The 15,441-nt window shown below is 62.9% G+C and carries 12 protein-coding genes; 5 read left to right on the top strand and 7 right to left on the bottom strand.

Going from position 1 to position 15,441, the window contains the following annotated elements:
• Positions 1-46: 46 nt before the first annotated feature.
• Positions 47-3,340 (bottom strand): DUF3971 domain-containing protein, encoded by a 3,294-nt coding sequence (locus MWU54_RS02730; RefSeq protein WP_247080602.1) that lies wholly within the window; start codon positions 3,338-3,340, stop codon positions 47-49.
• 82 nt (positions 3,341-3,422) lie between these two features.
• Between MWU54_RS02730 and MWU54_RS02735 the strand changes: the two genes are divergently transcribed.
• From MWU54_RS02735 to MWU54_RS02750, 4 genes are all read left to right on the top strand, one after another.
• Positions 3,423-3,890, top strand: coding sequence for a peroxiredoxin (locus MWU54_RS02735; RefSeq protein ID WP_247080603.1), 468 nt, complete (start codon positions 3,423-3,425; stop codon positions 3,888-3,890).
• Between the two features lie 92 nt (positions 3,891-3,982).
• Positions 3,983-4,792 carry a ferritin-like domain-containing protein gene (locus MWU54_RS02740; RefSeq protein WP_247080604.1) on the top strand — a complete coding sequence of 270 codons (810 nt, stop codon included), beginning with the start codon at positions 3,983-3,985 and terminating at the stop codon, positions 4,790-4,792.
• A gap of 213 nt (positions 4,793-5,005) precedes the next feature.
• Complete coding sequence (locus MWU54_RS02745; RefSeq protein WP_247080605.1) at positions 5,006-6,319, top strand: M23 family metallopeptidase; 1,314 nt, start codon at positions 5,006-5,008, stop codon at positions 6,317-6,319.
• Positions 6,309-6,812, top strand: coding sequence for a polymer-forming cytoskeletal protein (locus MWU54_RS02750; protein WP_247080606.1), 504 nt, complete (start codon positions 6,309-6,311; stop codon positions 6,810-6,812). The genes MWU54_RS02745 and MWU54_RS02750 overlap by 11 nt, the downstream gene beginning before the upstream one ends.
• A gap of 99 nt (positions 6,813-6,911) precedes the next feature.
• Here the strand turns inward: MWU54_RS02750 and MWU54_RS02755 are convergent, their stop codons facing one another.
• Together MWU54_RS02755 and MWU54_RS02760 are read right to left on the bottom strand one after the other, a co-directional pair.
• Positions 6,912-7,175, bottom strand: coding sequence for a hypothetical protein (locus tag MWU54_RS02755; protein ID WP_247080607.1), 264 nt, complete (start codon positions 7,173-7,175; stop codon positions 6,912-6,914).
• Positions 7,176-7,178: 3 nt separating this feature from the next.
• Positions 7,179-9,971, bottom strand: coding sequence for a bifunctional [glutamine synthetase] adenylyltransferase/[glutamine synthetase]-adenylyl-L-tyrosine phosphorylase (locus MWU54_RS02760; protein WP_247080609.1), 2,793 nt, complete (start codon positions 9,969-9,971; stop codon positions 7,179-7,181).
• Positions 9,972-10,440: 469 nt separating this feature from the next.
• Here MWU54_RS02760 and MWU54_RS02765 point away from each other — a divergent pair, with 469 nt between their 5' ends.
• Positions 10,441-10,857, top strand: a complete 417-nt coding sequence (locus tag MWU54_RS02765; protein ID WP_247080611.1) for a VOC family protein — start codon at positions 10,441-10,443, stop codon at positions 10,855-10,857.
• A gap of 50 nt (positions 10,858-10,907) precedes the next feature.
• Here MWU54_RS02765 and MWU54_RS02770 read toward each other — a convergent pair whose 3' ends face one another.
• The 4 genes from MWU54_RS02770 to MWU54_RS02785 are packed head-to-tail and all read right to left on the bottom strand — an operon-like array spanning position 10,908 to position 15,152.
• Positions 10,908-12,116 (bottom strand): beta-ketoacyl-[acyl-carrier-protein] synthase family protein, encoded by a 1,209-nt coding sequence (locus MWU54_RS02770; RefSeq protein WP_247080613.1) that lies wholly within the window; start codon positions 12,114-12,116, stop codon positions 10,908-10,910.
• Positions 12,117-12,120: 4 nt separating this feature from the next.
• Positions 12,121-12,381, bottom strand: a complete 261-nt coding sequence (locus tag MWU54_RS02775; RefSeq protein ID WP_247080615.1) for a phosphopantetheine-binding protein — start codon at positions 12,379-12,381, stop codon at positions 12,121-12,123.
• Between the two features lie 39 nt (positions 12,382-12,420).
• Entirely contained in the window at positions 12,421-13,512 is a 1,092-nt protein-coding gene (gene lpxD, locus MWU54_RS02780) for a UDP-3-O-(3-hydroxymyristoyl)glucosamine N-acyltransferase (RefSeq protein WP_247080616.1), read from the bottom strand.
• Between the two features lie 29 nt (positions 13,513-13,541).
• A complete protein-coding gene (locus MWU54_RS02785) occupies positions 13,542-15,152 on the bottom strand; it encodes a L,D-transpeptidase family protein (protein WP_247080617.1) in 1,611 nt (536 codons plus the stop codon).
• Positions 15,153-15,441: the final 289 nt, after the last annotated feature.

Here is a 15,441-nt window from a genome sequence, read left to right on the forward strand (position 1 = left end):
CGCGCAACAAAAGCAGTCACTGCTTTTGAAAATCCTTGCAGGGATTTTATTCCCCCGGTGTTGGCGGTGGTCTGCGGAATATCTCGCGGAACATGCCCGGTGTGAAGGCCGATAACGGGTTCACCGACACCTGCGGATCAGACGCCGGTCCGGTCAGATTGAAATTGAACCCGATCAACCCTTCGCCCTTGCGGGTAAAAATACTGCCGATCCCGTTCAGAAAAAAGATCGGTGACAGCACGCCTTGCAGGTCCAAAGTGCTTGTCGTCAGGTTGTAGATGCCATCCATCGAGATGCCCATGGATGGCCCCGTGGCACTTGATCGGGTGAGCAACAACCGATCCGGCGTCAGCCGGAACCGCGCCTCGACCTCGCTGAACAGGATGCCGGGGCCTTCCAGCTGATCCAGAAGTCCAACAATGCTGATCGCGTCCAGCAGCGACGCAATCCCCGGCGCATCGCGCAGCCGTGTGTTGGTCACATCCAGCGCGCCGTCATAGCTGCCCGGTTGTCCCGCCACCGGGGCCAGCGCCAATGTCAGGTCCCCGCCCGCCACGGTTTTCAGGATACCCGCCTCGCGGAACACCCGACCGGCATTGTCGGACCGGATGCGAAACGCCGTGCCGCCCGCTTGCGGCAACGCCTCTCCGGTGATCGGGGCCTTGCCGTTCAGATTTGCCGTGAACGCCCCGGACAGCCCGCGGGCCGAGGTCAGGTCCGCGCGAAAATCCGTCAGCCGGATGCTGTTGGAGACCTGCAATTCGTTCAGGTTCAGCGCCAGTGGCACCGATCCCCCCGGCCCGCCGCCGCCCTGCCCCCGGCCAAACGGCGCGTTGCGCAAATCGACCCGCCCGCCGTTGATCCGCACCGCAGGCGGCACCCCGGCGCCGCGCCCGACCAAAGTGACCGGCGCGTCCAGCCAGCCGCCCACCTTGACCCGCTCCAGATCAATCGCGGCCAGTGATCCATTGGCGTTCAATCGCACGGCGCCACGGGCCTCCAGCCCGGGGCCGGTCAGGCTCAGCGTGTCGATGCGGGCCGGTCGGTCCAGCACACCCGCCACCCGCAGCGCACCTGTGGCCCCCCGCGACAGCGACCAGCCGATGGGCGGCAGGCTCAACCCGATGCCGGACAGGGTGGACGTCAGTTCAAAGGCCGGCGGTTGCCCGCGCCGCAGATCTACGCGCAATTGCCCCGATCCGCTGCCCGACACGGCCCCGTCGGGCAAGGCCACGCCAAAGGCACGGGCGGCGTCGGCCGACAGGGTCACGTGGCCTTCAACCACGCTGGTCGCCGCAGGCGCGCCCGGTTTCGGCAGCGGCAGCGTCCACGCGCCGACGAACGGCACACCGGAAAGCTGCGCCGCCCCGGACACACGCAGCGCATCGTTCGTCACCGAAATGTCCAGAGCCCGTGCCGTCAAAGACCGGTTGGGCACGATGGCGTCGCTGGACACCTGCGTGGCGCGCCCCTGGAACGCTAATACCATGTCCGGAAATTTCAATCCCCGCCGCAGCGGCAAGACAAGCGATCCATCAAACCGCACGCGCCCGGACAACAGGTCCACCGGGCGATTGGCCTTTTGCATCAGTTCGACACGCGGGCTGTCAAGATACGACAGCAGCGCCTCGATCTGGCCTTCCCCGGCGACAGTGACCTGCCCCTCAGCCGGGCGCTGCCGGGTATCAGGAATAACAAAACTCGACCCCGCGATCTTGATCGGCCCGCCCTGCGGGGGAGTGACCGTGCCGTCGCGGACCCGCACCGCGAACCGCGTGCCGTTCAGCGTCAGGGTTCCCGAGCCGTCTTTGACCACCGGCAAGGTGCGTGTGTACCGCACCTGCGCGTCGTCGAACGCCGCGTTCAGGTAGACGATGGGCCGCGCCCCATCCTGGGACCGCAGAGCAAATTGCCCGGTTTCGATCGTGCCACCCTGAATGTTCTCGACCACCCATGTCCGGGTCCGCGCGGCCAGGGACGTGGGCCAGATCCGCAACAGCGCCTCGGGTGTCAACTGGCCCACCGTGCCATCCAGCCTGTAGGCCCAGGCCTCGTCCGTGGCAGACACCGCGCCGGAGACCCGCACCGGAACCTGCGGATCGTCGATCCAGACACGGCCCAGATCAACCTTGAACGGATCAAGGCGCAGCCGGAAATCCACCTCGGCCCGGTCCAGTGCGATGGGGCGTTCCAGCACGGTGTCCTCGGCGGCCTCAAGCGTCGTGAACCGCACCTGCCCCAGCATTTCGGTGGGCACACCATCGCGCAGATCCCGCACCGTGGCGCGGCCTTCGGCCACCGCCCGGCCCAAAGCGCTGTCCACGGACAGTTCGGTGAACACGATCTGCGACCGGTCGGGATCAAAGGTGAAGTAACTGCGCGCCGCATTGAACGGAATTGGCGGCGTATCCGTGCCGGGCTGCACGACGCCCTTGTCGATCTGCAAGGTGGCGTTCAACAGGCCCAGCGATCCGTCTTCGCGCATCGTCGCCCGCAGCGAACCCGAGATCGGGGCCCGCAGCGCCCCCAGCCACGCCAGCGCGGGTCCTTGGGTGGCAATGTCCTGCGACGGCATATCGTCCAGCGACACGCCAAAGGTCACCGCCGTGTCGCCAATGGGCGAGGACGCATCCAGTTGCAGCCGTGTCGCCGTCGCACCACCGCCAAGCAGGGCAAAGTCACCCGACAGGCGCAGCAGGTCATTGTCGCGCGACAGCCGCAACCGCCCGCCATCCACCGTCCAGCCGCGCCGCGCGCGCGCATCCTCGAACCGCAGGGTCAGCGCGTCGGCCTCAACGCTTTGCAGTTTCGACAAACGCGCATCCGACAACAGCCGGTCAATCTCGGTCACCAGCGTGGGCACGTCCGGTGTGTTGCCGTCCAGCGCAAACGCATCGCCCAGCGCCAGGCCCAGTTGACCGGCGCGGTTGCGGGTCAGGGTCACGAAAGCCCCGCTGACATTCAGATCGCGTAACACGATCTGGCGGCGTAGCAGGTCATGCACCGCCAGTCCGATCTCCACGTCCGACAACACCGCCACCGGCGCGCCTTCGGAGGTGCGCACATCCACATCCAGCAGAATAATCCGGGTGCGCCCGTCCGGCTCCACCCGGACCTGCACATCACCAAAGAGCACCTCAAAGCCCGGCAGGGTTTCGGCCAGACGCAGCTCAACCGCGTCGCGCACCCAATCGGGTGCGGACAGGCTTTTGCCGACAATGGCCCAGCCGGTGCCGACCACCGCAAGCGACAAGGCAAGAACAAGGCCCAGAATCCACCGCCCCCGGCGGCGACGCCGTGGTGTTTCGGTGTTTTTTGTGTCCGTTTCCGGGTCTGTCACTGGAAGCGCAATCCTGTAGACTTATCCTCTTGGAAGGCAGATTACCTGTCTTCCTCACAAACGTCTTCTAAAGGATTGCGCCATGAGCGACACATTGGAAAAAGCGCCGGATTTCACCCTTCCCGTTCAGGGCGGTGCGCAAAGCGAGGTTTCGCTGTCCGACCTGCGCGGCACACCGGTTGTCTTGTTTTTCTACCCGCGTGATGACACGTCGGGCTGCACAAAGGAAAACGAGGCGTTCACCGCGCTGCAGGATGACTTTGCCCAGATCGGGGTTCAGGTGTTCGGCATCTCCAAGGACAGTCTGGCCAGCCATGAAAAGTTCATGGCCAAGAAAAACCTGACTGTCCCGCTTTTGTCCGATGAGCACGGGACCACCTCCGAGGACTTCGGCGTCTGGAAGGAAAAATCCATGTACGGCAAAAAGTTCATGGGGATCGAACGCTCGACCTTCCTGATTGATGGCGAAGGCCGCATTGCGCGGGAATGGCGCAAGGTGAAGGTGCCCGGTCACGCGGAAGAGGTGCTCGACGCCGCCAAGGCGCTGTAAAGCGGCGAGCGGATGCGTCGACGCATCCGGGATGCTCCGTTGACGGAGCATCCGCCCTTGGCTTTTGGTGCACGGCCTGACAGGACAGGCGCATGACAACACTTTGTGACATGGCGGTGGATGTTCTGACCACCGCAGACGGACGCGAGAAAACCGCGAAATCGCGCGCATATGCAGCCCAGTGGTTCGCCGCCCGCGCAGCAGGTGCGCCGATCGAGATTGGACGCGCCGACCCACCGCTGCGCCCGTCCCGCCCGACGGCACCTGAATTGCTGAACCCCCGCGACGTGCCAAAACGCAAACCCGGCAGCCCGCAGGGCCGCATCGCGCTGTTGCATGCGGTGGCGCATATCGAACTGAACGCAGTCGATCTGCATTGGGACATCATCCCACGCTTTGCGCATATCACCATGCCCATCGGGTTCTATGACGACTGGGTCAAGGCGGCTGACGAGGAGTCAAAGCACTTCAACCTGATGTGTGATTGTCTGGAAGAGCTGGACAGTCACTATGGGGCCCTGCCCGCCCATGCGGGCATGTGGCGGGCGGCAGAGGACACGGTTGATGATTTCATGGGACGGCTGGCCGTGGTCCCGATGGTGCTGGAAGCACGCGGGCTGGACGTGACCCCCGGCATGATCGAGATCTTTCGCAAGGCCGACGCCAACAGCGCGGTTTCCGCGCTCGAAGTGATCTACGGCGAAGAGGTTGGTCATGTGGCCTATGGCTCGAAATGGTTTCACTTCCTGTGCGGCCGGCACGAGATGGATCCGAAAGACGCCTTTCACGGGCTGGTGCGAAAATACTTCAAAGGCGCGCTAAAACCCCCCTTCAACGAAGAAAAACGAGCCGAAGCCGGGTTGCCGCCGGATTTCTACTGGCCGCTGACCGAACCGGTTTAGCCCAAGACCCCGCGTCAGCGCGATAAACCGCCGCAGCTAACCCTTGGACAGATAGGCGAAATCTTGCCACTTCGGCGGTTGACCGCGTGACGGATCGAATCGCTGGTCCAAAAATGTTGCCAATTTCTGAATGTGACGGTACAGCCGTAACGGATACGCGTCCGGGTTGGGGCTACGAGGCGCGAAAAAGGGACGGATTAGGGGAACATACAGGTGCGCACGCGAATTGCGATTAAACTGCATGGCATACTCGAAAGATTTTTTCCGGAACGCCGCCTATTCCTGCGATCCGACACCGATACACGATTCATCCGACTGAAATCCGGCACGCAAGCGCTGGCCTTCGGGGGCGCATCGCTTGTGTTGGCATGGAGCATTATCGCAACCGCGATCCTGCTGATGGATTCAATCGGGTCGGGCAACTTCCGCGAACAGGCACGTCGGGATCTGGAAACCTATCAGCTGCGGCTGAACATCCTGTCCGAAGAACGCGACGCCCGCGCCGCCGAAGCGGTGGCCGCACAGGAACGGTTCAACAGCGCGCTGGAACAGGTATCGGTCATGCAGTCGAAACTGCTCGATGCCGAAACCCGCAGCGTCGAGATGGAAACCGGCCTTGAAGCGGTTCAGCTGAAACTGCGCGACGCCATCCGGGCGCGTGAAGAGGTCCGCACCGAACTGGCCACATTGCGCACCGAGATCGAAGAAGGCGGCACGGCGCTGGCCTCTGCCGGGGCGGTGGATACCACGACGCTCGATTTCCTGTCCTCTGCGCTGGCCCGCACCGCCAAGGAACGCGATCAGGTTGTCGCCGATGCGCAGGACGCCTTGGTCCGCGCCGACGAGATGGCGACCGAGATCAAGCTGATGGCCGAAAAGAACGACACGATTTTCCGCCAGCTTGAAGAAGCCATGACCGTGTCGGTCAAACCGCTCGACAAGATGTTTTCCGCAGCGGGCATGAACCCCGACACCATTCTCAACCAGGTGCGCCGCGGCTATTCCGGACAGGGTGGCCCGCTGATGCCGCTGAGCTTCTCGACCCGCGGCGAAGAGCCGTCGGAAGATGTGCTGCGCGCCAACCGCATCCTGAACCAGATGGACCGGTTGAACCTCTACCGCATCGCGGCTGAAAAAGCGCCGTTTGCGATGCCGCTGAAAGATTCGTTTCGCTTCACATCCGGGTTTGGATATCGCTGGGGTCGCCTGCATGCCGGAACCGATTTTGCCGCAGCCCATGGCACACCGATCTATGCCACGGCGGACGGTGTTGTGACCTTCGCGGGCTGGCAGTCAGGATATGGTAGGCTCGTCAAGATCCAGCATGAATTTGGCATCGAAACGCGCTACGCGCATAACTCGAAAATCTATGTGAAGAAGGGCCAACGGGTCTCGCGCGGGGATCGCATCTCTGCTATGGGGAACACTGGACGCTCAACCGGCACCCACTTGCACTACGAGGTACGTGTCGGCGGCAAGCCCGTTAACCCCATGATCTATATCAAGGCTGCAAACGATGTTTTCTAAAAGCAAAATCAACGAGCCCGGTCCCAAGGCCGACGAGGGCAGCGCGCCGAAGCCGGCCATGCCAGAATCTTCGCGCCCCGCGGCGACCGAATTCAAGGCATCTGCCCCCAAGGCAAAGCCGGCCGCATCCACGCTGTCGAGCGACCTGCACATCACAGGGAACCTCAAGACAACGGGCGACATCAATGTTGAAGGCACAGTCGAGGGCGACATCCGCGCGCATCTCCTGACCGTCGGCGAAACCGCCACCGTCAAAGGTGAAGTGATTGCAGACGACGTTGTCGTGAATGGCCGCGTCGTGGGCCGAGTGCGTGGCTTGAAAGTCCGCCTGACCGCGACCGCGCGTGTCGAGGGTGACATCATCCACAAGACCATCGCGATCGAATCCGGTGCGCATTTCGAAGGCTCCGTGCAGCGCCAGGACGACCCGCTGAATGGCGGCAAGTCCAAGCCCGTTGCCGCCGCCGCGGCACCGGCTGCATCGAACGGCTAACCGATCCTGCACTGACTATTGAATGGGCCGCCTTCGGGTGGCCTTTCTTATTTCGGACACGCGGTGCTGGCCCTGCCAGCGCGCCGCATGCAGACGAACCTATTGCCGCCGCCCCTTCCAGCCGCCGCGCCGTTTCGGCGTCTTTGCCGCCGACAGACCTTCGGTCAGAACCTGCGTCATCGGATGATCCGCAACCGGGTGCCGCGCCAGCAGCGTGGTGATCAGCGCGGGGCTGTCCGCGTCCACCGGCACAGCCAGAGCCCAGTCCAGAAAGATCGACCGGCACTCTTCATAGGTGATGCCGTCGATCTTGTAGGATTCCGCGATCAGGCCCTTGGGGTCCGTTGCGTCGCCTTTTTTCATGGCTCACTCCTCTTCTTCGACATCCGGCAAAACCGCATTGATGATGTCGGCCGCCCGCCGGGTGTCCCGGTCCAGCCTGTCCTGCAGATCGGCCACATCCGTGGTGCCGGTGATCCGGCACAGGAACTCTGCCCCGCTGCCATTGTTTTTGTCCGGTTCCATCGTGGTTTCCGAAATCAAACGCGCGCCGATCTGAAGCGACCAGCACAGGCGATAGACGTCACACAGCGTGTCCGCATCGGCCTTGGTCAGGACACCGCACTCTGCCCCGGCCTGAAGCGCGTCCGGGATCGTGCCAAGCGTGCGCCCCGCCAGCAAGGCTGCGGCCTGCGCCATCAGTTCAATGTCCTGCATCCGCCCCTGCCCCAGCTTGGCATCCCAGGGGTTGCCGGTGCCCTTGGCCGACGCAATGCGCTGCCGCATGATCGCAACCTCGCGCAGGATCGTGTCGACATCGCGCGACGCGGTCATAACCTCGGTCTGGACCGCCTGCACGTCCGTCGCCAAAGCCTTGGGCCCCGCCACCACCCGCGCGCGTGTCAGCGCCAGATGTTCCCAGACCCAGGCATCGCTGATCTGGTAGTCGCGATAGGAGGTCAGGCTGGTCGCCACCGGTCCCTGATTGCCGGACGGGCGCAGCCGCATGTCGACCTCGTACAGACGCCCTTCGGCCATCGGCACCGTCATCGCGGTGATCAGCGCCTGCGTCAGCCGCGCGTAATACGGGCGCGATGCCAGCGGGCGGCGTCCGTCGGACATGTCCACATCCGCAGGATCGTAGATCACGATCAGGTCAAGGTCCGACCGCGCGTGCAGGCGACGCGACCCAAGGCTGCCCATGCCCAGAACCACCGCCCCCCGTCCGGGGGCCGGTCCATGTTTGCGCGCGAATTCTTCGTGTACGACAGGCGACAGTGCGCCCAGCGTGGCATCGGCAAGGTCGGCGTATTGACGCCCCGCCTCTTCCGCGTCGATCAGGCCGCGCAGCAGGTGCACGCCAATTCGGAAGTGCCATTCCTTGCCCCAGCGCCGCCCGGTGTTCAGCTTGTTTTCGTAATCCGCTTCCTGCGACAGCACATCCTGCAACGTGGCCAGCAACGCCTCCTGCCCCGGCCAGTCCGAGAAAAAGTCACCGCCGATCACGGCATCAAACACCGACGCGTTGCGCGACAGGTAGCGGGCCAGATCAGGCGACACGCCGACGATGTCGATCAACAGGTCAATCAGATGCGGGTTGGCTTCGAACAGCGAAAACACCTGCACCCCGGCGGGCAGACCACTTAGGAACCCATCGAAAGCGGCCAGCGCGTCCTGCGGATTGGACGTCTTGGCCAGTCGCCGCAGGATTTCGGGGCGCAGGCGTTGGAATATTCCGCTGCCCCGGGCCGAGCGCAGCGCCGGGTATGTGCGCCAGCGGCTGACCGTTTCCGAGGTGGCCAGATCTTCGGGGATGTCGCCCGGTGCCTCGGTCGATGTTTCACCCCCAAAGAACCCTTCGGTCAGGGTGTGCACCTCTTCGAGCCGCGCTTGCAGGTCCGATTGCAGGCTGGCCCGGTCGGTGCCCATGAACGCGGCAAGCCGGTCGAACCCTTCGTCGGATTGCGGCAGGTCATGGGTTTGCGCGTCGCGGATCATCTGCACCCGGTGCTCGACCTCGCGGTGCGACCGGTAATGCTGGGTCAACGTGTCAGCAACGTCTTCAGGCACCCAGCCCTTTTGCGCCAGAACGGACAGACCCGGCACCGTGCCCCGAACGCGCAGGTCCGGGTCGCGGCCACCGGCGATGATCTGGCGGGTCTGGGTGAAGAACTCGATTTCCCGAATGCCGCCACGGCCCAGCTTCATATTGTGACTGGGAAGCGTGATCGGCCCCCCCAGACCTTTGTGTTCGCGGATGCGTTCGACCATGTCATGGGCATCCTGAATGGCGGCGAAATCCAGATGCTTGCGCCAGACAAACGGCTTGAGCGTCTTCAGAAACGCCTCCCCTGCCGCAAGATCGCCAGCGGCAGGACGGGCCTTGATATAGGCCGCACGTTCCCATGTCCGGCCGACGCTTTCATAATACCGCTCTGCCGTTTCCATCGCGATGCAGACCGGCGTGACAGACGGGTCGGGACGCAGCCGCAGGTCGGTGCGAAAGACATAACCTTCGCCCGTCAGGTCGCTAAGCATCCCGCACATCTTGCGCGTCGCCCGCACAAAGCTGGCGCGCGCATCGTGGTAGTCGTCGGGTTCGAACCGGGTTTCGTCGAACAGGCAGATCAGATCGACGTCCGAGCTGTAGTTCAGTTCACCCGCGCCCATCTTGCCCATAGCAAGCGCCACCATGCCGCCCGCCTGTTCGGCGTCGTCGGGCGTCTGCCCCGGCAGCTTGCCGCGTTTGATCTCGGCCCCGACAGTAGCGCGCAGGGCCAGGTGCACGGCCAGATCGGCGAAATCCGACAGTGCCTGGGTGACGGTTTCTAGTGGCCACACCCCTGCCAGATCCGCCAGCCCCGTCATCAGCGCAACGCGGCGCTTGGCCCGCCGCAGTTCAGACGGCAGCACATCGGGCGCGGTATCGCGCAATGCGCTGTAGATATCCTGCAGCGCCTGTTCGGGCGCATCCAGCGCCGGGGCCAGCCACGCCTGTTCCTTTTCGATCAGGGATTTGAGATACGGGCTGCATCCGCCCGTCCCGGCAATCAGCTTTGCCACATCGCCCGTGGCCCAGGGTGTGGCGGACAAAGCGTCCTGCCCGTGATCGGGATCGAACGCGTGGGGAAGTCGGGTGATACGGCTGGCAAAATTCATGGCCGCAGATGGCCATGTGTTCAGGGAAAGTGCAATGGGGCACGGTTTTTACGCGCCTGAGCATCGTCCTTGGGCAAAGACCCAAGGACCTGTTTGGTCTGAAGTCCCCGGGTCAAGCCCGAGGATCACGGTCTGAAGATAAAGAAGCGGCGCCGCCCTTTGGGTCTGACACGTCTCTTGTTGTTTCGGGTTGCCCCGTGACCTGTGCCCGTTCGGGCCTACGTGAAACCGGTTTCTCATGGTCGGCCTTTCGGCCTATGAGAGACGTGTCGTTCTGTGGTGTCGCGGCATGGGAGTGACCCTTCCCGCTCGATGCGCATCGTGGGCACGGGTATGCGGCAAAGAAGGTTAACGGTCAGACAATCATGCGTTCGGCGAGCCAAGCCGCTGGCGTGACGGTTGATCCAGCCTCCGCGACTATGCCAAGACTGTGCGCGACGCGCCCTGACGGGCCAGAAAGGACCACACCATGATTGCCTATGTCACGGTCGGCGCAGACGACATCGCGCGCGCCAAGCGGTTTTACACGGCGTTCCTGCCCGCCCTTGGCTACACGTTGGAAGAAGGCGCCGAAGGGCTGAGCTTCACGTTACCGGTTGCCCCGGGCAAAACCCCGGTCCATCCGGATTTCTACGTCAAACCGCCCTTTGACGGGCATCCGGCCTCAGCCGGGAACGGGGCTATGGTGGCGTTTGAAGCGCGCAGCCAGGCGCAGGTGCACGACCTGCACGCGGCGGCATTGGCCGCAGGTGGCACGGACGAAGGCCAGCCCGGTTTTCGCGCGTCATATGGTGCTCATTTCTATGTCAGCTACCTGCGTGACCCGCAGGGCAACAAGATCGCGCTGTTTTCCAGCAATCCTGATGAACCGGGACGGGATGGTTAGCCAGCGCTGACCGGCGGGACCCGCCGCGCACAGCGCGACCTATGAAAAGCCTAGACCCGGCGCAGCGCCAGCACCGCGTTCAGGCCGCCGAAGGCAAAGGCGTTCGACAGGGCCACCTCGACATGCGCGTCGCGCGCCACGTTGGGGACCACGTCCAGCGCGCATTCGGGGTCGGGCTCGTCATATCCGATGGTGGGGGCGATGACACCGTCGCGGACGGCCATGATGCAGGCCAGCAATTCGATGGCTCCGGTGCCGCCGATGCAGTGGCCGTGCATGGATTTCGTCGAGGACATCATGACCTGATCCGCATGCGCGCCGAACACATCCGCGACAGCGGCGCATTCGGTTTTATCGTTGGCGGCGGTTCCGGTGCCGTGGGCGTTGATGTAGCCCACGTCCTCGGGGTTGAGTTTCGCATCCGCCAAGGCCCCGGCAATGGCGCGTGCGGCGCCGTTTTTCGACGGCATCACGATGTCGGACGCGTCCGAGGTCATGGCAAAGCCCACCACTTCGGCCAGGATATCCGCACCACGGGCTGTGGCGTGATCATAGTCTTCAAAGACAAACACACCTGCCCCTTCGCCCTGCACCATGCCGTTGCGATTGGCGCTGAACGGGCGGCAGGCGTCTTTGGACATGACGCGCAGCCCTTCCCATGCCTTCACCCCGCCAAAGCACAACATGGATTCCGATCCGCCGGTGATCATCACCGGGGCCATCCCGCCATGCACCATCTGGAACGCCTGGGACATGGCGTGGTTCGACGACGCGCAGGCGGTGGAGACGGTGAAGGACGGGCCCTTGAGGTTGAACTCCATCGACACGTGGCTGGCGGCGGCGTTGTTCATCAGTTTAGGCACCACGAACGGGTGCACCCGGTTCTTGCCATCCTCGTAAACCGACCGGTAATTTTCGTCGAGCGTCGTCATCCCGCCCCCCGAATTGCCAAGGATGACACCGGAGCGCGCTGCCAGATCACCCGAGAATTCCAGCCCCGACTGCGCCAGCGCTTCGCGCGCGGCGATCAGGGTGAACTGGGTGAAACGGTCATAGAGCGACAGTTGCTGGCGGTTGAAATAGGTCTCGCCATGAAAGTCATGCACCTGCGCGCCGATCTGGATGGCCAGCCGGTCGACATCCTGAAACGACAGCGCCCCGATCCCGCACCGGCCTTCGCGCATCGCGGCAAGTGTGTCGGGCACATTCAACCCCAGCGCATTGATCGTGCCCGCCCCGGTGATGACCACCCGTTTCATGGCATCAGCCCTTTTGCGCAGCGATCAGCCGTTCGATCCCCGCGATCACGCTGGAAACTGAGGTGATGTCAAAGTCGCTTTTTTCCGGTTCATTGGCGTTGAACGGCACGTCGATGTCGAATTCTTCTTCCAGCGCAAAGATGCATTCGACCAGCCCCATGCTGTCGATGCCAAGGTCGTCCATCGTATCCGTTTCGGCAACATCGGACGGTTCGATCATGGCCTGTTCTGCGATGATGCGGATGACCCGCTCTTGCACGCTCATGTCCCACACCCTGAATTTCGGTTCCAGTTGCCGCGTGATTTAGTCACTCGCGTCTGTCTTTGAAACTGATTTCTTGAGGGACGCCACGTCGGCGATCAGGCGCGGCAGGCGGCGCAACTGTTTGTAAAGCTCAAGCTGGGTGTCCATTTTCATCGCCGGATAGCCCAGCATCACGCGCCCCGCGGGCACGTTGGACAGCACTTTGGTGGCCCCGCCGGTGATGACATTGTCGCCGATAAACAGGTTGTCGCTGACCCCGGTTTGTCCGCCCAGCACCACGTTGTTGCCAATGCGGCTGGACCCGGCGATCCCCACTTGCGCGCAGATCAGGCAGTCATTGCCGATCACCACGTTGTGGCCCACCTGCGCGAGGTTATCAAACTTGCAGCCATTGCCGATGCGCGTGTCGCGCACCGTTCCGCGATCCACGCAGGCGTTCGCGCCCAGTTCCACATCGTCCCCGATGGTCACGCCGCCAAGCGAATGGATACGCGCATAGTTTTGTGCCTTGGCATCGCCCTGATCGCCCAGCGTTTCGCGCACGGCCTCTGCGGCTGATGGCTCGGGCGTGACAAAGGAAAACCCGTCGGCCCCTACAGTGGCGTTGAAATGCGCGATGAAGTTGGACCCGATCGTGACCTCATGCCCGATGCGCACGCCGGGATGGAGCAACGCGTCGCGCCCGATCCGCGTGCCATGTCCGACATAGACATGTGCGCCAAGGGTTGCGCCCTGCCCGATGACGGCCCCGGCCCCGATGACGCAGAACGGGCCGATGCTGACATCCGCTTCGATCACGGCAGACGGGTCGACACTGGCAGAGGGGTGAATGCCCGCCGGGTAGCGCGGGCCGGCATCCATCATCGCGGACAGACCCGACATGGCGTAGCGCGGGCGCGGCGCCAGAAGCGCGGCGGACAGGTTCAGCGCCTGCCAGTCTGCCCCGTCCCACAGCATCGCGGCGCGCGCGTCCCCGTGGGACAATTGCCCTGCAAATTCGGGCTTCATCGCCAGCGCAAGATCGGTCGCGCCCGCATCGGCCGGTTCTGACACACCGTGAACGGTCAGCGACACGTCGCCTTCCGCACGGATGCCAAGTGCGCGGGCGATCTCTGCGATGGTGTAGGACATGACGGTCTCCGGCCTGACTGGCCGAAGGTTTAGCTTTGAATACCACCGATCTCCACCCCTGCTGCGCTCAGGGCGTTCCAGATGCGTGCATCGCGGTTATAGATATCGCGGCGGTACTGAACCTGGCCTTTGGCGGTCGTGAAGGCGGTGCGGTAGATCAGATGGACCGGCACATGCTGATCCAGGTTGACCCGCGTTTCCTGACCGGACCGCAACCGCGACCGAAAGAACCCTTCGGGATCGTCGGTCTGCATCGCCAACAACGCATGGGCAAAATCATGCGGATCGTTCAGGCGTACGCAGCCGTGGCTGAAGGTGCGGACCTCGCGCGAGAACAGGGATTTTGCAGGCGTATCATGCAGATAGATGTTGTACTTGTTTGGGAACATGAATTTCACCGTCCCCAGCGCATTGCGCGGGCCGGGCTTTTGACGCATCGCAAACGGGAAGGTCCGGTTGGTGTATCCGGCAAAGCTGCGGTTGCGGCTGACGACACGGCCCCGGCTGTCGGTAATCTCAAGATGCCCCACCGCGCCGGGATTGGCGCGCAGTTTGGGCAGGTATTCGTTCACGATGATGGATCGCGGCACGTACCAGCTTGGGTTGATGACCATGTGGTCCATTTCGTCGGAAAATTCCGGTGTCTGGCGATCAATATCCTGATGGCCGATCACCGACCGGGTCTCAAAGGTCAGTTTGCCGTGATCAAAGATGCGCGCTTTGAAATCCGTGAGGTTCACAAGGATGTGGCGATCGCCAAGCCCGTCCGGCCGGTTGATCCAGCGTTCCCGCTCCATCGCGACGATCACGGATTTGAGCCGCTCCTGCGGCGTCTTGTTCAGTTCCGCGATTGTCCCGGCACCGGCAACGCCGTCTGCCGTCAGGCCGTGCATCTCTTGAAAGCTGCGGACGGCTTCGGTGATGGCCGTGTTGTAACGCGCGGTCACCGTGCGATCGAGATACCCCATGGCAATCAGCCGGTCGCGCAACGCGATCACGCCCGCGCCGGTGTTGCCCGGCTCAAGCTTGCGGGAGGGCACGGTCGGGCCCCATCCGCCATGGGCAATCGTGTGTTCCAGCCGCATCTTGGACTTCATCAGCCGCGCGTATTCATGCGATTGCGGTGCAAGCGAGGACAGGAATGCGCGTGGCGTGTCGGACATCAACCCGTCAAGATAGTAGGAAGCGTCGCGGCGCGGGATCTCGCGGACGATTTCGCCGACCACACGTTTGGGCGTGTCGATAACCCCGGTCTGCAAGTCGCGAGCAAAGCTCAGGTAAAGTTCGGTCAGCGACACTTCGAGCGCGCCGCGATCATATCCGGTGCCAACAGAGGCCATCTGCGTCAGCAGCGCCTGCGTGTTGTAGCGTTCGGCCGGAAGGCCGTGATGCGCGGCAGTGCTCAGCGCGTCCAGAAGAGCGGTGCGGCGTTCGAAATCGGCATCTGTGCCGCCGGTCCAGATCGGGGCGAATCCCCTCTCACGGTAAAACGCGGCGATTTGATCGTCCCGGGACACGTTCTCTGCAACAGCCTGCTGGAACGCCGTAACCTGCACGGCATTTGCATCATTCGGCGCAAAATACGAGGCCGCAACAATGGCCATGACCGCTGTACTTCGCAGAACCGTCCGGTGAAACATCAACCACTCTCCCTAAATCGTACAATTACAACGCCTTACACGCGTCTTGGTTTCATATCGTCTTGATGGATGAACGCAGTGTCCATTCACAAAAGGGTTTTTCAATCATTTTGGTGCCAATTTGCGGCAATGCTGCACCGGCAAATCAGGTGTAGCGTAACTTTAACACACCTGAGGCAATTAAGCAGGTTTTTGCCGAAAAACCTTGAAACAAAATATTTACCCCAAGTTTAGGTTTTTTTGGGATTCGTGTTGTGTCATAGTCACGCCACGATCAGGCATACGGCAG

It is taken from the genome of Marivita sp. S6314 (assembly GCF_023015985.1).
Lineage (GTDB): Bacteria > Pseudomonadota > Alphaproteobacteria > Rhodobacterales > Rhodobacteraceae > Marivita.